Origin of the sequence: Pseudophaeobacter arcticus DSM 23566 (assembly GCF_000473205.1) — a bacterium.
Classification (GTDB): Bacteria; Pseudomonadota; Alphaproteobacteria; order Rhodobacterales; family Rhodobacteraceae; genus Pseudophaeobacter; species Pseudophaeobacter arcticus.
Genome location: NZ_KI421507.1, coordinates 2,896,971 through 2,918,010 on the forward strand (window position 1 = coordinate 2,896,971; position 21,040 = coordinate 2,918,010).

17 protein-coding genes, 1 tRNA gene and 1 pseudogene are annotated in these 21,040 nt (G+C 61.5%); 11 read left to right on the forward strand and 8 right to left on the reverse strand.

The window, feature by feature from the left end:
- Nucleotides 1-28: 28 nt before the first annotated feature.
- On the reverse strand, nucleotides 29-715 hold the full coding sequence (locus ARCT_RS0118270) for a rhomboid family intramembrane serine protease (RefSeq protein WP_027241364.1): 687 nt from the start codon (nucleotides 713-715) through the stop codon (nucleotides 29-31).
- A 137-nt stretch (nucleotides 716-852) separates the two neighbouring features.
- Here ARCT_RS0118270 and trpS point away from each other — a divergent pair, with 137 nt between their 5' ends.
- The gene (gene trpS, locus ARCT_RS0118275) at nucleotides 853-1,881 is read left to right on the forward strand and encodes a tryptophan--tRNA ligase (RefSeq protein ID WP_027241365.1); all 1,029 of its coding nucleotides are present in this window, start codon (nucleotides 853-855) and stop codon (nucleotides 1,879-1,881) included.
- 20 nt (nucleotides 1,882-1,901) lie between these two features.
- A pseudogene (locus ARCT_RS28985) lies at nucleotides 1,902-2,069 on the forward strand (pentapeptide repeat-containing protein); the annotation flags it as partial.
- Nucleotides 2,070-2,092: 23 nt separating this feature from the next.
- On the opposite strand, the gene ARCT_RS0118280 reads toward ARCT_RS28985, so the two are convergent.
- Genes ARCT_RS0118280 through paaG form a run of 4 tightly spaced genes read right to left on the reverse strand, consistent with a single transcriptional unit; the run spans nucleotide 2,093 to nucleotide 5,284 of the window.
- On the reverse strand, nucleotides 2,093-2,689 hold the full coding sequence (locus ARCT_RS0118280; protein WP_027241366.1) for a TetR/AcrR family transcriptional regulator: 597 nt from the start codon (nucleotides 2,687-2,689) through the stop codon (nucleotides 2,093-2,095).
- 20 nt (nucleotides 2,690-2,709) lie between these two features.
- Entirely contained in the window at nucleotides 2,710-4,044 is a 1,335-nt protein-coding gene (paaK, locus tag ARCT_RS0118285; protein ID WP_027241367.1) for a phenylacetate--CoA ligase PaaK, read from the reverse strand.
- A 14-nt stretch (nucleotides 4,045-4,058) separates the two neighbouring features.
- Nucleotides 4,059-4,484: a hydroxyphenylacetyl-CoA thioesterase PaaI gene (paaI, locus tag ARCT_RS0118290; RefSeq protein ID WP_027241368.1), complete on the reverse strand. Its 426-nt coding sequence runs from the start codon at nucleotides 4,482-4,484 to the stop codon at nucleotides 4,059-4,061.
- A gap of 14 nt (nucleotides 4,485-4,498) precedes the next feature.
- Entirely contained in the window at nucleotides 4,499-5,284 is a 786-nt protein-coding gene (gene paaG / locus ARCT_RS0118295) for a 2-(1,2-epoxy-1,2-dihydrophenyl)acetyl-CoA isomerase PaaG (protein WP_027241369.1), read from the reverse strand.
- A 186-nt stretch (nucleotides 5,285-5,470) separates the two neighbouring features.
- Here paaG and paaZ point away from each other — a divergent pair, with 186 nt between their 5' ends.
- The 6 genes from paaZ to nagA all read left to right on the forward strand — a co-directional run bounded on the left by paaZ (nucleotide 5,471) and on the right by nagA (nucleotide 11,804).
- Nucleotides 5,471-7,501: a phenylacetic acid degradation bifunctional protein PaaZ gene (paaZ, locus tag ARCT_RS0118300; protein ID WP_027241370.1), complete on the forward strand. Its 2,031-nt coding sequence runs from the start codon at nucleotides 5,471-5,473 to the stop codon at nucleotides 7,499-7,501.
- 69 nt (nucleotides 7,502-7,570) lie between these two features.
- A complete protein-coding gene (locus tag ARCT_RS0118305; RefSeq protein WP_027241371.1) occupies nucleotides 7,571-8,374 on the forward strand; it encodes a PaaX family transcriptional regulator C-terminal domain-containing protein in 804 nt (267 codons plus the stop codon).
- Nucleotides 8,375-8,404: 30 nt separating this feature from the next.
- Complete coding sequence (locus ARCT_RS0118310; protein ID WP_027241372.1) at nucleotides 8,405-9,370, forward strand: alpha/beta fold hydrolase; 966 nt, start codon at nucleotides 8,405-8,407, stop codon at nucleotides 9,368-9,370.
- A gap of 124 nt (nucleotides 9,371-9,494) precedes the next feature.
- Nucleotides 9,495-9,571: transfer RNA gene (locus ARCT_RS0118315), tRNA-Met, on the forward strand.
- A 164-nt stretch (nucleotides 9,572-9,735) separates the two neighbouring features.
- Nucleotides 9,736-10,644, forward strand: coding sequence for a BadF/BadG/BcrA/BcrD ATPase family protein (locus ARCT_RS26490; RefSeq protein ID WP_051360873.1), 909 nt, complete (start codon nucleotides 9,736-9,738; stop codon nucleotides 10,642-10,644).
- Nucleotides 10,641-11,804 carry an N-acetylglucosamine-6-phosphate deacetylase gene (nagA, locus tag ARCT_RS0118325; RefSeq protein ID WP_027241373.1) on the forward strand — a complete coding sequence of 388 codons (1,164 nt, stop codon included), beginning with the start codon at nucleotides 10,641-10,643 and terminating at the stop codon, nucleotides 11,802-11,804. The genes ARCT_RS26490 and nagA overlap by 4 nt, the downstream gene beginning before the upstream one ends.
- 111 nt (nucleotides 11,805-11,915) lie before the next feature.
- On the opposite strand, the gene ARCT_RS0118330 is transcribed toward nagA, so the two are convergent.
- Nucleotides 11,916-12,806, reverse strand: coding sequence for a LysR family transcriptional regulator (locus ARCT_RS0118330; protein ID WP_240476338.1), 891 nt, complete (start codon nucleotides 12,804-12,806; stop codon nucleotides 11,916-11,918).
- Nucleotides 12,807-13,015: 209 nt separating this feature from the next.
- Between ARCT_RS0118330 and ARCT_RS0118335 the strand changes: the two genes are divergently transcribed.
- The 3 genes from ARCT_RS0118335 to ARCT_RS0118345 all read left to right on the forward strand — a co-directional run bounded on the left by ARCT_RS0118335 (nucleotide 13,016) and on the right by ARCT_RS0118345 (nucleotide 16,415).
- Nucleotides 13,016-13,642, forward strand: a complete 627-nt coding sequence (locus ARCT_RS0118335; protein ID WP_027241375.1) for a glutathione S-transferase family protein — start codon at nucleotides 13,016-13,018, stop codon at nucleotides 13,640-13,642.
- 144 nt (nucleotides 13,643-13,786) lie between these two features.
- Entirely contained in the window at nucleotides 13,787-15,907 is a 2,121-nt protein-coding gene (locus tag ARCT_RS0118340) for a 2Fe-2S iron-sulfur cluster-binding protein (protein WP_051360875.1), read from the forward strand.
- Nucleotides 15,908-15,947: 40 nt separating this feature from the next.
- Nucleotides 15,948-16,415, forward strand: coding sequence for a nuclear transport factor 2 family protein (locus tag ARCT_RS0118345; protein ID WP_027241377.1), 468 nt, complete (start codon nucleotides 15,948-15,950; stop codon nucleotides 16,413-16,415).
- A gap of 48 nt (nucleotides 16,416-16,463) precedes the next feature.
- Here ARCT_RS0118345 and ARCT_RS26495 read toward each other — a convergent pair whose 3' ends face one another.
- Both ARCT_RS26495 and ARCT_RS0118355 read right to left on the reverse strand, forming a co-directional pair.
- Nucleotides 16,464-19,568 carry an efflux RND transporter permease subunit gene (locus tag ARCT_RS26495; protein WP_051360877.1) on the reverse strand — a complete coding sequence of 1,035 codons (3,105 nt, stop codon included), beginning with the start codon at nucleotides 19,566-19,568 and terminating at the stop codon, nucleotides 16,464-16,466.
- 1 nt (nucleotide 19,569) lies between these two features.
- Nucleotides 19,570-20,856, reverse strand: a complete 1,287-nt coding sequence (locus ARCT_RS0118355) for an efflux RND transporter periplasmic adaptor subunit (RefSeq protein WP_161631335.1) — start codon at nucleotides 20,854-20,856, stop codon at nucleotides 19,570-19,572.
- Nucleotides 20,857-21,040 lie beyond the last annotated feature (184 nt).

A 21,040-nucleotide genomic window follows, 5' to 3' on the forward strand; every position in this document is an offset into this window, starting at 1 on the left:
GGCGGGAGCCCCCCCTTTTTTTTGCGCCCTAGTCGCGACGGATAGTGCTGCGGATACGCGCCCAGCCGCCAGGGGCCAGAAAGAACGACAACCCAAATCCGGTGGCAAAGCCGCAAAGATCAGCAACCCAGTCCTTTTGTCCGCCAAACAACAGGCCAAACAGCAGCTGCGCCCCCATCAAAAAGGCAATCAGCGAAAAGGCGCGGCTTTGCTGCGCGCCCACCAGCGACAGTTGCCGCCACAAAATATAGGTAAAGGCGCCAATCAGCCCGTAGACCGCCGGAAACCCGCCAATCAGCGGCACCGGACTGTCGATCAGCACCGCATAGCCAACCGCACCACCGATGGCCGAAAGCATAAAAATGATGACCATGGCCAGATCGCCCATCACCTCCCCCACCATCTTGCCCATGGCCAGCACAAAGACGCAGACAAACAGGGCATGGGTAACCCCCCCATGTACAAAGCTATAAGACAGAAACCGGATGAGATGCTCCACCGGCCATTGCCCGGTCTCAACCATCCACCAGAAAATCTCTGATGAAAACGCATAGGACTGCATAGCCGACAGCCGCCAGCCAATGGCCTCGGGCCCACCAATGATGCCCCGCATACCCAGAGAAAATGCCGCCTCGATCCCCATGATCACCAGGACCAGCGCCACCACTGCCGGCGGCAGCGGGTTGACGGGAGAGATATTTGGATCGTCACTCATAACTTGTCGTGCTCCTTGACCTGTCGCGGCCCATTTCAGGCGCCAGCAGCCCCGCCTGTGGACGCTGCCCTGTTGACGCTGCCTTGGCCCATGGGTAAGCGACTAGGGACCATAATTCCAGACGGGAGTTTCGCCCCATGAGCGATACGACATTTACGCCGCGCGTCTTCTCCGGCATCCAGCCTTCCGGCAACCTGCACCTGGGCAACTACCTTGGCGCCCTAAAGCGCTTTGTCGACTGGCAGGACCGCGATGTGGAAAGCGTCTATTGCATGGTTGACCTGCATGCGATCACCGTCTGGCAAGATCCCAGCGACCTGCGCCAAGCCACCCGAGAGCTCTGCGCCGGGTTCATTGCCGCAGGCATCGACCCTGAAAAATCCATCCTGATCAACCAAAGCCAGGTGCCCGAACACGCGCAGCTGGCCTGGATCTTCAACTGTGTCGCCCGTATGGGCTGGATGCAGCGGATGACACAGTTCAAGGACAAGGCAGGCAAGAACACGCAAAACGCCTCCCTTGGCCTGCTCGCCTACCCCTCATTGATGGCAGCCGACATCCTGATCTACCACGCCACCCATGTGCCGGTTGGTGAGGATCAGAAACAGCACCTTGAACTGACACGCGACATCGCAACCAAGTTCAATCACGACTATGGCGTTGATTTCTTCCCGCTGACCGAACCGGTGATCGAAGGGGCCGCCACCCGGGTGATGTCGCTGCGTGACGGTGCCAAGAAGATGTCGAAATCCGACCCATCGGACGCCAGCCGCATCAACATGACCGACGATGCCGAGGCTATTGCCAAAAAGATCCGCAAGGCCAAGACCGACCCGGATGCGCTGCCATCTGAAGCCAAGGGCCTGGAAGAGCGCCCCGAGGCACGCAATCTGGTCAATATCTATGCTGCGCTGAACGAACAGACGGTGGATCAGGTGCTGGCGGATGTTGGCGGCAAGCAGTTCTCGGAATTCAAACCCATGCTGGTGGATCTGGCAGTGGCAAAACTGGCGCCGATCTCGACCGAGATGGCGCGGCTGATGCAGCACCCCGATGAGATCGACAAGATCCTCACCCGTGGGTCCGAGCGCGCCCGCGCCATCACCGCGCCGATCCTGCGCCAGACCTATGACATCGTCGGACTGATCCCTCCGGTCACCGTCTAACGGTCACCAACCTAACGGGCACCAACCTAACGGGCACCAACCTAACGGGCACCAACCTAACGGGCACCAACTTAACGGGCACCAACTGTTCAAAAGCCCACTGTTCAAAAAAAGCCAAAGGGCCGCTCAGGATAAACCGGGCGGCCCTTTGGTTTCACGCAAGCAGTGTTTTTCACGCAAGCGGTTAGCCGCCCCGCCTGGATCGGTGCGATTAGAGCCCGCGCACCCCTTTCAGGGTCAGGTCCGCGACCAGATCAGCATAGTCTTCGCGGGCTTTGGAACCAGCTCCGGAGTTCCACATATAATACCAGTTGAGCATACCAAAAACGGACATGGTCGTGGCGCGCAGCTTGGCCGGATCCATGGCAAAAACCGCAGGCGCAACCGCCTGAAGCGTGTCGCTGAGGAACTGAACCATCTCTCGCTGATAGGCCCGCAACAGTTTTTGCTGCTCCTCCGGCAGCGCCCCCATGGAGCCGGACTGCACCTTATGCTCGTAATCTGCGCCCTGATAGGCCAGCAGCACTTCTGCGACCACCCGGCGCAGTCTGTCATCCGCAGAGAGACCCTCCAGCTCAACCCCGCAAACCCGGTCGCGCAGCTCGCAGAGATAGGTATCAAGAAGGCCGAACAACACGGCCTCCTTGCTGTCATAGTAGTGATAGATATTGGCCTTGGAGATCCCGCATTCGCGCGCCAGCTGGGTCATCGAGGCGCGATCATAGCCCGCCTCGGCAAAGACCTTGGCGGCAGATTTCAAAATCTGGGTACGCTTTTCATCGTGATCTTTTGCAATGGTGCGGGCCATGGGCTCTGCTCACTCTCTGATTAATCGGCGTCGCGGTTGTCGATGACCCGTTTGGCCTTGCCCTGGCTGCGTTCCACCTCGCCGGGGTCGCCTACGATGATCTCGGTGGAGACGCCAACCATATCCTTGATCCGCTTGGTCAACATCCGCGCGGCGGCGGTTTTGCTCAGCTCATCGGTGGCATCCGGGTTTGCCTCAACAAAGACCCGCATCGCATCCATGCGGCCGGATTTGTACAGCTCGATCTGGTAATGCGGTGCCAAACCGCCCGTGGCCATCAGCTGCTCTTCGATCTGACTGGGAAAGACATTGACGCCGCGCAGGATGATCATGTCATCGGAGCGCCCGGTGATCTTTTCCATCCGCCGCATGCTGCGCGCGGTGCCAGGCAGCAGGCGGGTCAAATCACGGGTGCGGTAGCGCACCATCGGCAGGCCTTCCTTGGTGAGGGTGGTAAAGACCAGCTCGCCCATTTCGCCATCGGGCAGCACTTCGCCGGTCTTGGGGTCAATGATCTCGGGCAGGAAATGGTCCTCCCAGATCACCGGGCCATCCTTGGTCTCGACGCATTCGCTGGCAACACCTGGCCCCATGATCTCGGACAGGCCATAGATATCAACCGCATGCATATCAAAAGCCGCCTCGACCTCGCGGCGCATGGCATCGGTCCAGGGCTCGGCGCCAAAGATGCCAACCTGCAACGAGCTGTCGCGCGGATCCAAACCAACCTTATGAAGCGGATCCAAACCAACCTTATGAAACTGCTCAAGGATATTGAGCATGTAAGAGGGCGTCACCATGATGCCATCGGGCTGAAAATCGGTGATCAGCCCCACCTGCTTTTCGGTCTGGCCACCAGACATAGGCACCACAGTGGCGCCCAGGCGTTCAATCCCGTAGTGGGCGCCCAGGCCGCCGGTGAACAGCCCATAGCCATAGGCGTTATGCACCATATTGCCCTTGCGCAGACCCGCTGCTCGCAAGGACCGCGCCACCAGATCGGCCCAGTTGTCGATATCGCCCTTGGTATAGCCAACCACCGTCGGCTTCCCCGTGGTGCCCGAAGAGGCATGCAGGCGAATGATCTGCTCGCGGGGCACCGCAAACAGCCCAAAGGGGTAGTTGTCGCGCAGGTCGTTTTTATAGGTAAAGGGGAACTTCGACAGATCCGACAGCTGCTGCAGGTCATCCGGGTGGACACCCGCCGCGTCAAAGCGCTCTTTGTACATTGGCACATTGTCATAGGCATGACGCAGCGACCACTTCAGGCGCTTTAGCTGTAGCGCGCGGATTTCATCAATTGAGGCAATCTCGATGGCATCGAGGTCGGCCTTATTGGGGGACAGGTCTTTCATGGCGTTCTCCTCACCTATTCTTCGAACAACTGGCCCTTGATCGCGCGGGACAGCCCGCGAAAGGCAGCGATCATCTGGCCGGTTTGGGTCTCTACTGTCACATCATAAATGCCACTGCGCCCGGTCAAAGAGACCTCTGTGGCGCGGGCGATCAACCGCTCTCCCAGCCTGCCGGGGGCGGTAAAGGTGATGGAATTGCTCTGCGCCACCGTCGATTGGTTGCGGCTGTTGCAGGCAAAGGCAAAGGCGCTGTCGGCCAGCATGAAGGTCACGCCACCGTGGCAAATACCATGGCCGTTGCAATGATGCGGCTCCACTGTCAGCTCCAGGGTGGCGCTGCCCTCATCAATCGCGGTGATCTCCATCCCCGCCCATTTTGAGGCATTGTCGCTGGCCCACATGGCCGCTGCCGATTTTTCGGCCCGTTCTTTGGGGGTCATGGTGGGGGTCATGCTCAGTTTCCCTGAAATTTCGGCGCGCGTTTTTCCAGGAAGGAAGAGACGCCCTCGGCATAATCCGCGCTTTCGCCGCAGGTCTTCATCGCGTCGGCCTCTTGCTCCAGATGCGCGTCCAATGTGGCAACGGCAGCGTCCTGAATGCACTGTTTGCTCAGCCCCAATCCCAGGGTTGGGCCATTGCCCAGTTGCTGCGCCATGGCGCGCGCCTCTGTCATCAGATCTGCGTCCGGCAGCGCTTTCCAGATCAGCCCCCAGTCTTCGGCCTGTTTGGCCGGCAGTGGCTGCGCGGTAAAGGCCAGCCCCTTGGCACGGGCTTCGCCCAGCAGGCGCGGCAGATGCCAGCTGCCGCCGGTATCAGGGATCAGACCCACCTTGGAGAATGACTGGATGAATTTGGCGCTCTCAGCGGCAAAGACCATGTCACAGGCCAGGGCGATATTGGCCCCCGCTCCGGCAGCGACACCATTGACGGCGCAGATGACCGGGAAGTTCAGCGACCGGATCAGGCGCACCAGCGGCGCGTAAAAGGTCCGTACCGTATTGCCCAGATCAGGTGGGCCGTCCATCTTGCTGGGGTCGCGATCGCCCAGATCCTGCCCGGCGCAAAACCCGCGCCCGGCGCCTGTCAGCAGAATCGCCCGTGCCCCACCATCGCGTGCGGCCTCAATCGCGGCGCGCAGCGCATAGTGCATCTCATCGTTGAAACTATTGAGCCGATCGGGCCGATTCAGGGTGATCTCCACCCAGGCACCATGATCCGCAACCAGAATTGTCTCGGACATTTCTCTCTCCCTCATACAGCCCCTGCGCCAGCCAAAACCAGCGCGCTGCCAAATCCCTTTGACAAATTTCTTGCATAAACCGACCGGACGGTCAATATATCATTCAAAGCAAATACGAGGCCCCGCCTCAGCGTGTTGTCCGGCCAGGGGCCGACAGCGCCCCATCAGGAAAGAAAAGGACAGAACATGAGCCTTCAAGACGTATCAAGTTTTGCCGCAGGTGAATGGATCGCCCCAGGTGCCGGTGCCCGCAACATCGCCAGTGCCATAACCGGTGCGCCGCTGGCGCAGGCCGGCAATGACGCGCTGGATGTGCAGGTCATGCTGGCCTATGCCCGCGACACCGGTGGCCCAGCCCTGCGCGCGCTGACCTTTCATGACCGCGCCCGCATGATCAAGGCGCTGGCGGCCCATCTGGGCCAGCACAAACAGGCGCTTTATGATCTGAGCTTTGAAACAGGCGCCACCCAGGCGGACCATATGATCGACATCGACGGCGGCATCGGCACCATGTTTGTCTTTGCCTCCAAGGGGCGGCGCGAAATGCCCGACGCCAAGGTCTACCTGGATGGCGAGGTTGAGCAACTGTCGCGCAACGGCACCTTCCTGGGCCAGCATATCTGCACACCTTTGCAGGGGGTTGCGGTGCATATCAACGCCTTCAACTTTCCGGTCTGGGGCATGTTGGAGAAACTCGCCCCCAGCCTGCTGGCCGGCGTGCCTGCCATCGTCAAACCCGCCACCGCCACCTGCTATGTGACGGAACTGGCCGTGCGCTTGATGCTCGACAGTGGCATCCTGCCCGCCGGTGCGCTGCAGCTGGTGTCTGGTGGCCTGGGCGATATGCTGGACCATCTGACCCTGCAGGATGTGGTCAGCTTTACCGGCTCGGCCCAGACCGCGCTGAAGCTGCGTCAAAACCCGGTCATTCTGGAAAACTCCATCCGCTTTGTGGCGGAACAGGACAGCCTGAACGCGTCGATTCTGGGGCCGGATGCCACCCCCGGCACGCCGGAATTTGACCTTTTCATCAAAGAAGTCAGCCGCGAGATGACCACCAAGGCGGGGCAGAAATGTACCGCCGTGCGCCGCATCATCACGCCCGAGGCCCAGACCGAGGCCGTGATTGAGGCCCTGTCGGCACGTCTGGCCAAAACCACCATTGGTGACCCCCGCCTGGAAAGCACCCGCATGGGCGCGCTGGTTTCGAACAGCCAAAAACGCGACGTGCTGGAAAAAGCGGCGATTCTGGCCACCGAAGCCACCCGTGTTTACGGCGATCCCGATGATTTTACCGTGACTGGCGTCGATGCGGAAAAAGGCGCCTTTGTGCCGCCGATGCTGTTTCACTGCGAAAATCCCGATGCGGCCCAGCGCGTGCATGACACCGAGGCCTTTGGCCCGGTGTCCACCGTCATGGGCTACCGCGATCTGGACCACGCCGTAGCCCTGGCGAACCGCGGCGAAGGCTCGCTGGTGGCCTCCTGCATGACCAATGATCCAGCGGTGGCCCGCGCGGTTGCCCTGGGATCGGGCGCCTATCACGGGCGGATCTATTTCAACAACCGCGCCTCGATGCAGGAAAGCACCGGCCATGGCTCGCCGCTGCCGCATATGGTGCATGGTGGTCCCGGTCGCGCTGGCGGCGGGGAGGAGCTCGGCGGTATTCGCGGGGTGAAACACTATATGCAGCGCACCGCCATTCAGGGCAGCCCCGATATTCTCGCCGCCATTGGCGAACAATGGGTGCCCGGTGGCAGCGAAGTGACAGCACCTGCGCATCCCTTCACCCGCAAATTTGGCGAACTGGCAATTGGCGAGACCCTTAACAGCCCGTCGCGCCAGGTGACGCTGGAAGATATCGAGCATTTTGCCAATTTCACCGGCGATACCTTCTACGCCCATATGGATGACGCCGCCGCCAAGCGAAACCCCTTCTTCCCCGGTCGCGTCGCCCATGGCTATCTGCTGCTCTCCTTTGCCGCCGGTCTGTTTGTCGAACCCAACGAAGGCCCCGTTCTGGCCAATACCGGCCTGGACAACCTGCGCTTCATGAAGCCGGTTTCGGCAGGCGACAGCATCAAGGTTCGCCTCAGCGTCAAGAAAAAGACCCCCCGCAACGACGAATATGGCGAGGTCCGCTGGCATGTGACCCTGACCAATCAAGACGATGAAAAAGTTGCGGAATATGAACTGCTGACCATGAACGCCTTCTAAGGCGCCGAAACAGCAATACCGTTACGCTCCGGGCTGGTCTAACTGGCCCGGAGTGCCTATCCTGTTGTCATGACAGCAGCACTTTCCCTAGATTTTGAGGCGAGCATCGCCCAGCTTACCGATCTGCAGAACCTGCGGGTCTGGTCGATCATTGTCTCGCTGTTTGGCGATCTGGCGCAGAAACCCGGTGATCAGATCAGCGGCACCACCCTGACCCAGATCATCACCCCGATGGGGATCAAACCCGAAGCGATCCGCGTGGCGCTGCACCGTCTGCGCAAGGACGGCTGGATCGAAAGCACGCGCTCCGGGCGCGCCTCGGTACATTATCTGACCGAGTTTGGCCGCAACCAATCCGCCGCCGTGACCCCGCGCATCTACGCCCGCGCACCGCAGCCGCCACAGACCTGGCATCTGCTGATCGCAGAGGACGGCAGCGGCCAGGCCGCGCTGGAAGAAACCCTGCTGCTGCCGCAATACACCCAGGTCAACCGCCGCACTGCGCTGGGATGCGGGCCAGCTCCCGGCGGGCTGGACGATCTATTTGTGGCACAGGTCTCCGCGTTTTCCGTGCCCAACTGGCTGCAGGCCCGGCTGTTTCCGCAGGATCTGATCGAGGCCTGCCAATCCCTGCTTGACGCTCTGGCCAAGATCCCGCCCCCCGCAACCGACCTGTCCCCCGATCAGATTGCCACCCTGCGCACCCTGATCGTGCACCACTGGCGCAGAATTGCCCTGCGTCACCCGGTGCTGCCAACAGGGTTTTCCCCCGACGCCTGGGCCGGAGAGGCCTGCCGCACCCGTGTCTTTGCCCTGCTGGACAGATTACCGCGACCACAGCTTCAGGCTCTGGAACAGCGCCCCCCTGCCTAGCGATCCCCGTTTTTATACCGGAGTATTCCCATGTCCGCCCTTAGCAGTCTTGCCCTGATCGCCCTCGCTGCCCCTGCGGCGCTGATGGGGGCCTCGCATCTCAAAACCCGCAAACTGGCACGCGAGGCACGGCAATTGGTGCCGCCCATCGGCCAGTTCTGCAACACGGTGCAGGGGAAAATCCACTATATCGACATCGGTCCGCGCGATGCCCAACCTCTGGTGCTGATCCACGGGTTGAGCGGCCAATTGCAGCATTTTACCTATGCCCTGGCCGAAGCCCTGGCCAAGGATCACCGGGTCATCGCAGTGGACCGGCCCGGCTGCGGCTATTCCACCCGCGCCAGTGATGCGATGGCGCGCCTGCCGGAACAGGCAAAAACCCTGCTGGAGGTACTGGACAAGCTGCAGGTCCACCAGCCGGTTCTGGTGGGGCACTCGCTGGGCGGCGCCGTCTCGCTGGCCATGGCGCTGCAGGCCCCGGAGAAAATTCGCGGCCTGGCCCTGCTGGCACCGCTGACGCATCCCTCACAGCAGGGGGCCGAGGCCTTTAAAGGGTTGATTGTCCATACCAGCATCATGCGCCACCTGATGGCCCAGACTGTGGCAGTCCCTACAGCACAACGCACCGCAGAACCGGTTCTGCAACAGATCTTTGCCCCCGAGACCTGCCCGGATGATTTCCTGATCAAGGCTGGTGGCGCCCTGGGGCTGCGCCCCGAGAGCTTTGTCGCCGCCTCGGCGGATGCATCCTTTCTGTACCCGGCAATCGAGATCCAGGCCGCCCGCTACGCAAAAGAGCTCAGCACACCAGGGTCGATTCTCTTTGGGGCCGAGGACGCCATCCTCGACCCTCAGTCTCAGGGCAAAACAATGGAAACCTATGGTTTGAGCTGCCAAATCGCCCCGGAACATGGGCATATGTTGCCAATCACCGCCCCGGCGCTGTGTAATGACTTCATCCGCGCCACTTTGCAGGCCCTGCCCAGCACCTGACAACGGGTTGAAAACTCCAAAAACTGTCGGCGCAGGTGAAAAAACATTCCCGAAAGCCGGTTTCCCCTGCATTTGCGCCTTGACCCCAGAGGCGCCATTCCGTAAATCGCCCCTCACAGAAGATGGCGCGGTAGCTCAGTTGGTTAGAGCGATCGACTCATAATCGATAGGTCGGGAGTTCAAGTCTCCCCCACGCCACCATTTTTCCTCTGTAAGATCCCACTAGATTTCCCCTTTCAAATCAATGCGCTGCGCCTATTTCCCTGACCCAGGTCCGCTCCATTTTGTCCCGCTAGACCCCCTGCGGCCCGCTGCGGAAAATCTGGGACTGGCTCCCTTTTGGCCGGCCCCCTATACCTGTGCCCATGAAACAGAGCCCAACCACCGGAATACTTGCCATAGATGGCGGCGGAACCCGTTGCCGGTTCGCGCTGGAGCGGGCCGGTAAGGTCATTCGGGTCGACAGCGGGCCTGCAAATGTCTCCAGCGATTTTGACGGGGCTCTGGCGCAGATCCATCTGGGGCTGGAGCGCCTTTGCGCCAGCGCAGAGCTGCCGCTGGCGCAACTGGCCAAGCTCCCCGCCTTTGTTGGCCTGGCCGGGGTTGTCAGTGCTGACATTGCCCAGCGGCTGCAGCAGCACCTGCCCCTGACCCGGACCCGCATCGCAGACGACAGACCCGCCGCTCTGCGTGGGGCGCTTGGCCGGGCCGAGGGGGCAATTGCCCATTGCGGCACCGGATCCTTTCTGGCCAGTCAGATCAAGGGAGAGCGCCGCATTATTGGCGGCTGGGGACAGCAGCTTGGCGATCAGGCCTCGGCGCAGTGGCTGGGGCGTCTGGCCCTGGCGCGCACATTGGATATGGTGGATGGCCTGGAGCCCGCCGCGCCCTTAGCCACGCAGCTCCTCGCCAGGTTTTCAGGCTCTGCCGGGATTGTCGCCTTTGCCGCTCAGGCCAGCCCGATGGAATTGGGGGCACTGGCCCGGGATGTCACCCGCCATGCCAGCCAGGGCGATACGCTGGCCATTGATCTGATGCATCAGGGCGCGCGCTACCTTGCCGATACCCTGCCACGGATCGGCTGGACAGCCGGTCATGCGCTCTGCCTCACTGGCGGTCTGGCGCCGCAGTACCAGGCCTATCTGCCCCGGCAGATGCAGGATGCGCTGCAACCGCCCCAAGGCGACCCTGTGACCGGGGCACTGGCGCTGGCACGGGAATTCGCCACCGCCCCCCCTACTGTGGCAGATCCCGCCACCAGGACCTCACCATGAGCCAGCAAAGCATCGTTTACGGAGGTGGCCCGATCTTTGATGGCCACAGCCTGCAACAGGGCATGAGCGCCCGTTTTGAGGCCGGGAAACTGGTCAGCCTGACGCCGGGCAGCCCCCGCGCAGCAGATGCGCCCTATGTAGATCTTGCCGGGGATATCCTCAGCCCCGGGTATCTGGATCTGCAGGTCAATGGCGGCGATGGCATCATGCTGAACGCCGAGCCCAGCTGTGCCGGGCTTGCGCGCATTGCCAGGGCGCACCGGCGGCTAGGCGCGGTGCAGATCCTGCCGACGCTGATCACCGACACACCGCAGAAAACCGCCCAGGTCATCGCCACCACCCAGCAGGCCCTCACCGCCGGAGTGCCCGGTATTGCCGGGTTGCATCTGGAGGGGCCGCATCTGGCGCAGAGCCGCAAAGGCGCCCATGATGCGGCTTTGATCCGGAGGATGACCCCGGCGGATCTGGAGGTGCTTCTGGCAGCGGCAGAGCTCCTGCCGGTGCTGATGGTCACCCTGGCGCCAGAAAGCGTAAATCTGGACCAGATCAGAGCGCTGCGCCGTGCCGGGGTGATCCTGTCGCTGGGGCATACGGATGCGCCCTATGAACAGGCGATGAACTATGCCGAGGCCGGTGTCAGCTGTGTCACCCATCTGTTCAACGCCATGAGCCCGCTTGGCCACCGCGCCCCCGGCCTGCCCGGTGCGGCGCTCATCAATCCGCAGCTATATGCCGGGCTGATTGCCGATGGCATCCATGTGCATCCTGCAACGCTGCGCGCCGCCTGGGCTGCCAAGATGGGAAATCCCAGCCCCAGGGGCAAGATCTACCTGGTCAGTGACGCCATGGCCCCGGCAGGCAGTGAGATCACCTCGTTCCAGCTGGAAGGCCGCCAGATCCTGCGCCAGAACGGGCGGCTCACCCTGGGGGATGGCACTCTGGCGGGCGCGGATCTTGACCTCACCACAGCGCTGCGCGTGCTCGTCACCCACTGCGATATTCCGCTGGAAGAGGCCCTGACAGCCGCCGTAACCACCCCGCGACAGGTGATCGGCCAATGGGCACAGGACTGCTCCGTGCTTGGCCTGGCACAAAGCGATTTTATCCGTATTCAAAGCGATCTCAGCACGGCACAGCCTATCTGCGAGATCGCAGGCTAGCCGGACGGACAGCCTGATCCTGGCCCAGTCACAGCCCAGTCACGGCCCCGCTCACGGCCCCAGTCACAGCCCCGCTCACGGCCCCCAGTCACAGCCCCGCTCACGGCCCAGTCACGGGCCCCAGAGGTTCTGCTCGGTTGACTGGAACCATTTGGCCAGATGTTCGATCAAGGCCCGAATGCGCGCTGTGAGGTGGCGGCTTGGCGGATAGACCACATAGAGCGGCAGCGGCGCGTCTTCGCGATCTGCAAACAGCAACTGCAGGCGCCCCGCTTCGACCAAAGGTTTCACCGTGTAATAGGGGCAGCGGCCAATGCCCTGGCCACCTGCTGCCATATGGGCCACCGCGCGCGGAGAATTGGCCCGAAAGCTGCCGCTCACCAGCACAGAGGTCACTTTGCCTGCCTCGTTGAAGCGCCAGCGCTCAGGCTGCGCCGAGGATTGCAGCATCAGGCAGTTATGGGTCGCCAGGGCCTTGGGGTGGCCCGGCTCGCCGTGACGTGCCAGATAATCCGGCGCCGCCACCACCACCAGACGCATATCGCAGAGTTTACGCGCCACCAGAGTCGAATCCTGCAGCTTGCCAAAGCGAATGGCCAGATCAATGCCCTCTTCAACCAGGGGTGCGTGATAGTCCGACAGCAGCATTTCGATCTGCACCTTGGGGTGGCTTTGCTGAAACGGTGTCACCGCCTGCACCAGCTCGCGGCTGCCAAAACCCGTGGGCGCAGTGAGCCGGATTGGCCCGGCCAATTCGGACTGGCGCTCCTGGATGACCCCTTCCATCTCATCAATCTGGTCCAACACCGGCAGGCAGCGCTCCAGATAGGCCTGGCCGGTATCGGTCAGGGTGACCGAACGGGTGGTGCGGTTAAACAGCTGCGCGCCCAGGCGTTCTTCCAGCCGGGCCACATATTTGCTGGCCAGTTTGGTGCTGATGCCGATCTGGCGCGCCCCACCCGTAAAGGAATGCCGCGCTGCAACCGCAACAAAAGTTCGCATGCAATCCAATGTGTCCATCGCTTGGCCCCCGGCTCCTGTCCTGCCCCTTCTGGATAGTCAATTATCGCCTCCGCGTACATACTCACTCCACAAAAATGAGCATTATCACCTGTTCGTTCTGAATGTATCTCTTCCTCACCGAAACAGCGGCCCCACCCAGCCGCTCCCCGCTCCCACCGCATAAGCGGTAAACTTCTGAGGTACCTCCAATGTCCAATACTCTGCGCATCCACAGTTTCCCCCTCTCGGGTCACGGTCACCGGGTTGAACTTTTTGCCAGCTTGGCTGGCATCGCCCATGAGGTCATCACCGTCGATCTGGCCAAAGGTGAACAACAAGGAGAGGCCTTTCTGGCACTGAACCCCGTCGGCCAGGTGCCGGTGATCGAAGACGGCGATACCGTGATCAGTGATTCCAACGCCATCCTGGTCTATCTTGCCCGCAAATATGCCCCTGCCTATCTGCCCAGCGATCCGGTTGCCGAGGCCGAGGTGCAGAAATTCCTGACCCTGGCTGCCGGCGAAGTGGCCTTTGGTCCTGCCGCCGCGCGTCTGATCAATGTCTTTAACGCGCCCCTGGATGCGGATTTCTGCAAAACCATCGCCGCGCGCGTTCTGGGCAAGCTGGAGGCCCATCTGACAGGACGTGACTTCCTGGTCGGCACCGCGCCCACCATCGCGGATGTGGCGATCTACTCCTATGTGGCCCATGCCCCCGAAGGCGACATCTCGCTGGAGCCCTACCCGAATGTGCGCCGCCTGCTGAGCAACATCGAAGGGCTGAAGGGCTTTAAACCCATGCCCGTCACCCCGGTTGGTCTCTCCGCCGCGGCCTAGATCTGCCCCACTCACGATAGCCTCCGGGGCGGGTCACCCGCCCCGGATATATCCAGCCTGCAGACAGCCCGCAGACAGCCTGCACAGGCGCTCTCCTTCCCGCTTCCCCCGTGCCCCGCCCCACCAACCGTGACGAGATCCGCCATGCCCCCTGCCATCCCCGCCCAGATTGGCAACATCCAAACCGCCTCGCCCTTCCATGCCGGCGAGCGGCAATTGCAAAGCGAGAACGGCAGCCGCGAGAGGATGGAGCAATTTGGCAGCAAGGTGATCCGCCCCTACCTGCCAGAGCAGCACCGGGCGTTTTTTGCGCAATTGCCCTTTGTGGTGGTAGGAGTCGTGGATGCCGAGGGTTGGCCCTGGGCCAGCCTGTTTCCCGGCGCCCCCGGATTTGCCCAGAGCCCGGATAAAAGCCACCTCAACATTGCCTTGCAGGGCGCTGAGTCAGATCCGGTGCGACGTGCGCTGCACCCTGAGGCGCCGCTGGGGGTGCTTGGGATTGAGATGCACAGCCGTCGCCGCAACCGGATGAACGGGCGGATCTCCTCACTGGGGGAAAGCCAGATGCAGTTGCGGGTGGACCAGTCCTTTGGCAATTGTCCGCAGTATATCCAACACCGCGACATCACCTTTCTGCGCCAAGCTGATGACAGCACCCCGGCGCGGGCCTCAGCCGGGTTCCGCCAGTTGGATGCCGCCGCGCGCCGGATGATTTCCGGGGCAGATGTCTTTTTTGTCGCCAGCGCGGTTGCGGCCCGCGACAATCCCACCGTTGAGGGTGTCGATGTCTCCCACCGGGGGGGGCGGCCAGGGTTTGTGCAGGTTGATGGCAATAGCCTGATTATTCCCGATTTCCCCGGCAACAACTATTTCAACACCTTGGGGAATTTCCTGCTCAACCCCAAGGCGGGGCTGGTGTTTCCCGATTTTGAAACCGGCGACCTTTTGATGCTCACCGGCGGGACCGAGTTGCTGGCAAAAGAGGCGCCGGAAATGCGCGGCTTCCACGGTGCCGATCGTGGCTGGCGTTTCACCCTGGATCACGGGGTTTGGCTGCGCGATGCGCTGCCGTTTCGCGCCAAACTGGGCGCCTTTTCCCCACATTCGCTGATGGCAGACACCTGGGAGGAACGCGCCGCCCGCGCCCAACAGGAAGCGGGACGCAACGCCTGGCGCCAGTTCCGGGTGGCCCGCGTGCAACAGGAAAGCACGGTCATTCGCTCCTTCTATCTGGAACCTGCCGATACCGCGCCGCTGTTGTCGTTTGAGGCCGGTCAGTTTCTCACCCTGCGGGCCAGATCAAAGACCCAGGGGCCGGGACAAGCCAGCGGTCAGATCCTGAGCCGGAGCTACACCGTCTCTTCTGCCCCCGGCGAGCACTACTATCGGATCTCTGTCAAACGCGAAGACCAGGGGCAGATGTCGCGCCTGTTGCATGACCAGATCATGCCCGGCGATATTGTCGAGGTCAAAGCACCGCGTGGCGCCTTTTATATTGATCCCGCCGAAACCCGTCCGGCGGTGCTTTTGGCCGGGGGTGTTGGCATTACGCCGATGATTGCGATGGCCAACCATGTGCAGCGCGAAGCCATCCGTACCCGCCATCTGCGTCCGCTCACGGTGCTCCATGCCAGCCAGGACAGCGCCCAGCGCGCCTTTGCGGATGAGTTCCGCGCCCTGCAGCAGGCGACACAGGGGCAGATCCGCTACCTGTCTCTTGTTGCCACCGCTGGTGAGGGCGAAAAGCCCGGAGTGGAGTATAACGGCACCGGCCGGATCAGCGATGACACCCTGCGGCAGGTGCTGGCGCTGGACGACTATGATTTCTTCCTCTGCGGTCCGCCACCCTTCATGCAGGGGATCTATGACAGCCTGCGTCGCCTTGGGGTACGGGATGCCCGGATCTTTGCCGAAAGCTTTGGCCCCGCCGCGCTGAGCCGCGCCCCCGATGTCTCTGCCGCCTCCCTGCCAGCGGATCCCCCCGCCAAAGACGAAGCAGAGGCGGCCGATGTCAGCTTTGCCAGTCTTGCAGGGGCAACAAAATGGCGCGCCAAAGACGGATCTTTGCTGGAATTGGCAGAGGCCCAGGGGCTGACGCCCAGTTTCAGCTGCCGGTCCGGCGCCTGCGGCAGCTGCGCCACCAGGATAACCCAAGGCAGCGTCAGCTACCGCAGCCCGCCCCAAGCCGAGATCCCCCCCGGCAAGGCGCTGCTGTGTTGTGCCCGCCCCGCCAAGGGCAGCGCACCACTGAAACTCGACCTCTGATCTCACCTCCCCTTCTCACTTCACAAAAAGGACGCTCACCATGGATACCCGCCCACCCCTGCCGCCCTTCACCCGAGACAGCGCCATAGACAAAGTACGCCTGGCCGAGGACGGCTGGAACAGCCGCGACGCGGCCAAGGTGGCCCTGGCCTATACCCCGGATACAAAATGGCGCAACCGCGCCACCTTTGTCAGCAACCGCGCCGAGGCCCAGGCTTTTCTGGAGGCAAAATGGATCCGCGAGTTGGACTACCGGCTGATCAAGGAGCTTTGGGCCTTTACTGAAAACCGCATCGCCGTGCGCTATGCCTATGAGTGGCATGATGACAGCGGCAACTGGTATCGCTCCTACGGCAATGAAAACTGGGAGTTTGCTGAAAACGGCCTGATGCAGAACCGCTTTGCCTGCATCAATGACCTGCCGATCAAGGAGAGCGACCGCAAGTTCCACTGGCCGCTGGGGCGGCGCCCCGATGATCACCCCGGCCTGTCGGATCTGGGGCTCTGAAAGGCCAAAGGCGGCACCTCCATTGCGGGTGCCGCCTTTATGTTTGGGTCAGAACACATTCTCACTGCGCTGGAATTGATCCACCCATTTGCGCACGTCAACCACGTCAAAATAGACCGCAATCAGCGCCGGCAGAACCAGCAGGACCAACACCATCGAGGCCAACAGGCCAAAGGCCACCGAGACCACAACGGGAACCAGCGTCTGCACCTGTGGGCTGGTCTCAAACAGGATTGGCACCAGCCCCGCAATGGAGGTCGAGGTCGACAGCAGGATTGGCCGGAAGCGGGCGCGCACCGCATCCAGCGAGGCGGCGACATAGTCATCCCCCTCGAGGTGGGTCTGGAAAAACGTCAGGAACAAAATCGCGTTGTTGACCACAATCCCGGCCAACGAGGCAAAGCCGATGAGGCTGGGCATCGACATATCCAACCCCATTCCCCAATGGCCCAGAATGGTGCCAACCAGTGCAAAGGGGATCGACAACATCACCACAACCGGCAGCGAATAGGACCGGAACTGAAAGGCCAGAACCATAAAGACGCCCACAAGCCCCAACAGCAGGAGTTTCATAATCGAAGCCTGCGACTTGGCCTGTTCGGCAGTGGCCCCCGAAATGCCGATCTCGACACCGGGAAAGCGCTTTTGCAGCTCCGGGCCCAGCTCTTTGGTGATCACTGCCGAGACCTGCGCCGAGGTCACATTGGCCGTGTCGATCTTTCCGCGAATTCGTGCCAGCGCCTTGCCATTCTTGCGGGTGATCGTCGGATAGCCCTGCGACAGGGTTATCTCGGCGACGGTGGACAGCGCCACCAGCTTGCCGCCCGCCACCAAGATGGGAAAGCGCTCCAGCTCAACCAGATTGGCCACTGTGTCCCCCAGTTTGACTCGCACCGCCATATCGGACTGGTTGGAGCGGAAGCTGTCCGTCTCGGTGCCCTGAAAGGCGCTGCGCAGCTGGTCCGAGACCGCCTGGGGCGTCAGCCCAACCAGATAGCCATATTCATTCAGCGCCAGTTGCACCTCCTGTCGGCCGCCATAGAAATCCTGAAAGGCCTCAACCACATCAGAACGTGCCAGCAGATTATTGCGCAGCTCGGTCGAGGCCGCCTCCAGCTCTTCCAGATCATAGCCGGTGAGTTCAACATCCAGATCAAAGCCTCCCGGCCTCAGTTCAGCCTGCGCAAATGAAGACTGGACCAGATCCGGGATTGGACCCGCCGCCGATCTCCAGGCCTCAAGCACCGCATCGGCGCTCACATTGCGTTCAGAGCTGCTGAGCAGATCGACGGTGATCGTGGCGGTGTTGGAGCCATTGTCATAGACTTCGCTGTTGACCGCGTAACGCACCAAGATCCGCTCCACCAAGGGCGCGCCTCCTTGGGTTTTGGGGGTAAGCTCCGCATCCACCTGGCGCAGCCCCTCCAGCAATTGCTCAACGGTCGCGACAGTGCGCGCGCGGTTGATCCCGGAAGTCAGCGAAAAACGGATCGTCAGGGTGTCGCTTTCGGTGGAGGGAAAGCCGATCATCTTGACCGTACCGGACGCAATCAGGCTGATCGACAGGATCAAGACAGCAAAGACCGACCCCAATGTCATATAGCGCCAGGACACCAGCCAGGCGGCAATTGGCAAGACACAGCGCTCTTTGATCCAGTTCAGGCCCCGTTCGGCCAAACGGGTCTTGTGAACTGTTTGCTTTGCAAGTCTCCCATGGCTCAGGTGATGCGGCAGAATGAAAAAACCCTCAAACAGCGATATCGCCAGGGTGATCAGCAGCACCATCGGGATAAACCGCAGGATCTGCCCCATGTCGCCCGCAACAAACAGCAAGGGGCCAAACACGCAGGCGGTTGTCAGAAAGGACGACGACACACCGGGCAAGACTTCCAGCGCGCCACGGGACGCGGCCTCGGTCGGACCAACACGGGTGCGCCATTTGTCGATGTTTTCCGCAATCACGATGGAATCATCCATGATCAGCCCAACCGCCATCAGCAGCGCCACCAGGGAAATCATGTTGATGGTGATCCCCAGCAGGCTCATCACAAACAAGGTTCCCAGAAAGGAAACCGGCAGGGCCGCTGAAATCCACAGGGCCTCGTTCAGGGAAAAGAACAGCCACATGGTCAGAAACACCAGAACCAGACCAACGGCGATATTTTCCGAAATCAGGTTCAGCCGTTCCTCTACCAGCTCGGTCATGTTGTTGGTCACGGTGATCCGAAACGGATCGGGATTGGCCGCCCGTTCGGCGCTGAGGATCTGATCCACCGCCTCAAACACCCGGATACTGTCGGTGTTCTTGGATTTGGACACCGAAATGATCGCCGCCTGATCGCCATCAATATACGAGGCGATATTGTCGTCGGTATCCATCATCCGCACCTCGGCCAGATCGCTGAGCCGGACAAAGCTGCCAGAGTCGTTTTGCAAGACGATCAGATCTTCGAGATCGGCAACCGAACGACGGGTATCTGCGTAGCGCAGCACCAGGCTGTTTTCGTCCAGATCGGCACTGCCAAGTGGTTGGCTCAGGCTTCGGGCCTTGATCGCATCAACGATATTGCGCGGTGACAGGCCAAACCGGTGCAGCGCGCCCTGATCAAACACCACTTGCAGCTCGCGGTCGGTAATGCCCGAAACCGCGATCTCAGCCACACCGGGCAACCCGCGCAGACGATCCGCCAGCTGATCGGCATATTCTATCAACCCCTGTTTGCCAGAAATCCCGGAGACCGCCACCAGGGCCACCAGATCGCTGCGTGCCTGAATTTCCACCGTGGGAGTTTCAGCATTCAGGGGGAAATCATTGATGCTGGAGACCGCCGAAAAGACATCGTTGAAAAACAGCGTCAGATCGCCGCCCTCCTCCAGCTCGGCGGTGGCGGTCGCCATACCGTCAACCGACAGGCAGGTGAGCTCGGTCATTCCGGAGGTGCCGGTGAGCGCCGCTTCCAGCGGTGTGCAGATTTCCTCGTCCACATCCCGCGCCGAGGCGCCGGCATAGACAACTCTGGCCGCCACGGTTGAGGCGGTGAACTCGGGGAAGGTCTCGCGCTCCAGACTGCTGAGGACACCAATCCCCAGAATGCAAAGCAGCGCCATGATCAGGTTTGAGGCAACCGGGTGGCGCACAAAATAAGGGATCATGTCAATTGCCTTCCGCCGCAGCAAAAACCGGCACCAATGCCAGCTTCATACCCGGAACAGGCGGGCTGGGCAGGCCCAGCACCAGGCTCTCGCCGCCGGTCAAGCCAGACTGGATGGTCACCTCGCTGCCAATGACATGCCCTGGCAGCACCTCACGGATGGCCAGTCGGTTTTCCTGGTCGGCCAGATAGACAAAGGGCTTACCGTCATCACTCATGTGCAGCGCATGGCGGGGGATCGCAACGCTGTCCGGCTTGGGCGCGCTGGAGAAGACAACCCGCACAAAGCTGCCTGTATGCAGCGGCGGCCGCCGCAGCCCCTGTTCCGCCACCAGCGGATCTGCAACTCTGACAACAATTCCCATGGTTCCTGTCGCTGCATCCATCGTGCCACGCAGGCGCACAATTTCGGCCTCCCAGGGCTCAAACCGGTCCGGGGTCGAGAGCTCCACATGGGCGCGCACCCCGGCCCGGCGGAGGGCTTCGGTGAATTGGCTGGTATCAAAACTGCTATTTTGCACAAACGGATCCTGAACGCCTGACAAGACAACGGGACCAAAACTGCTGGGCTGAACTTCAGCCGTCACCTCGGCGGCGGCAGTACTGTCCAGGGACAAAAGCGTGTCCCCCGTTCTGACAAATTGCCCAACTTCGATGCTCTTGCTGGCCACCCGCCCCCGGAATGGTGCGGTGATAACAGATTTCTCCAATGCCCGCTCAGCCTCGGCCAATTCAGCCTGCCGCACCGCCAGAGTCGCAAGGAGCGCATCGCGCCGGGCAGGGAAAAGCGACAGCGTATTGGTCAGATTGGTCACCGAGGTCTGCTGCGCCAGATAGGATTTTTCTGCCGTATCCACGGTGGCTTGTGTTCCCGCCCCGCGGTCCAGCAAGGCGGTCACCCGCGCCAGTTCAGCCTGGGCCACCTCCAGGATGCGTTGCTCGACCAAAAGCAGCCGTTGCGCGTTCTCTTCCTCGCGGGAAAGTTCGGCCAGGTCGGCCTCGACGGCTGCAATATTGGCCAGTGTCTTTTGCCGCAACAGCTCGTTGTCGGTCTGGTCGATCTCAACCAGGACAGTGCCCGCTTCGACGATGCTGCCGGTGTTCAACCCCACAGCCACCGTCAAAACACGGCCCTGCACCTCAGAAATTGCCGCCCAGCTGTGTTCTGCCTGAACCCGGCCAAACCCCTCGGCGCGGACGATGATCGCCCGGCGCACCACCGGCTGAACGCGGACCGCCAGTTCGGCCTCGGGCGGCGCGCCAACCTGCGGGTCCGGGCGCGTGGTCATCCAGATAAAACCCAGAATACCTAGGGCAAGGGGCGGCAAGACAAGAAGAGGGCGGAGATTCATTACGGCTACCTTTATGACAGGCTCTGGCATGGCCCCAAGCGGGCAACAAAGTATAAACGGTAAACCAGGTGGTTTCCGTCGCTCGCAGTCTGGCCTTTTTCCGTGGGGATTCCTACCGTTA

Bases quoted from the DNA above. Each gene is read 5' to 3' on its own strand.
- ARCT_RS0118330 (WP_240476338.1), bottom strand. From the start codon at position 12,806: ATGCGAACTTTTGTTGCGGTTGCAGCGCGGCATTCCTTTACGGGTGGG.
- ARCT_RS0118355 (WP_161631335.1), bottom strand. From the start codon at position 20,856: ATGACCACGCGCCCGGACCCGCAGGTTGGCGCGCCGCCCGAGGCCGAA.
- ARCT_RS0118310 (WP_027241372.1), top strand. From the start codon at position 8,405: ATGTCCGCCCTTAGCAGTCTTGCCCTGATCGCCCTCGCTGCCCCTGCG.
- ARCT_RS0118270 (WP_027241364.1), bottom strand. From the start codon at position 715: ATGAGTGACGATCCAAATATCTCTCCCGTCAACCCGCTGCCGCCGGCA.
- ARCT_RS0118335 (WP_027241375.1), top strand. From the start codon at position 13,016: ATGTCCAATACTCTGCGCATCCACAGTTTCCCCCTCTCGGGTCACGGT.
- ARCT_RS0118340 (WP_051360875.1), top strand. From the start codon at position 13,787: ATGCCCCCTGCCATCCCCGCCCAGATTGGCAACATCCAAACCGCCTCG.
- paaZ (WP_027241370.1), top strand. From the start codon at position 5,471: ATGAGCCTTCAAGACGTATCAAGTTTTGCCGCAGGTGAATGGATCGCC.
- ARCT_RS0118305 (WP_027241371.1), top strand. From the start codon at position 7,571: ATGACAGCAGCACTTTCCCTAGATTTTGAGGCGAGCATCGCCCAGCTT.
- ARCT_RS26490 (WP_051360873.1), top strand. From the start codon at position 9,736: ATGAAACAGAGCCCAACCACCGGAATACTTGCCATAGATGGCGGCGGA.
- paaI (WP_027241368.1), bottom strand. From the start codon at position 4,484: ATGACCCCCAAAGAACGGGCCGAAAAATCGGCAGCGGCCATGTGGGCC.
- nagA (WP_027241373.1), top strand. From the start codon at position 10,641: ATGAGCCAGCAAAGCATCGTTTACGGAGGTGGCCCGATCTTTGATGGC.
- ARCT_RS0118345 (WP_027241377.1), top strand. From the start codon at position 15,948: ATGGATACCCGCCCACCCCTGCCGCCCTTCACCCGAGACAGCGCCATA.
- trpS (WP_027241365.1), top strand. From the start codon at position 853: ATGAGCGATACGACATTTACGCCGCGCGTCTTCTCCGGCATCCAGCCT.
- paaG (WP_027241369.1), bottom strand. From the start codon at position 5,284: ATGTCCGAGACAATTCTGGTTGCGGATCATGGTGCCTGGGTGGAGATC.
- paaK (WP_027241367.1), bottom strand. From the start codon at position 4,044: ATGAAAGACCTGTCCCCCAATAAGGCCGACCTCGATGCCATCGAGATT.
- ARCT_RS0118280 (WP_027241366.1), bottom strand. From the start codon at position 2,689: ATGGCCCGCACCATTGCAAAAGATCACGATGAAAAGCGTACCCAGATT.
- ARCT_RS26495 (WP_051360877.1), bottom strand. From the start codon at position 19,568: ATGATCCCTTATTTTGTGCGCCACCCGGTTGCCTCAAACCTGATCATG.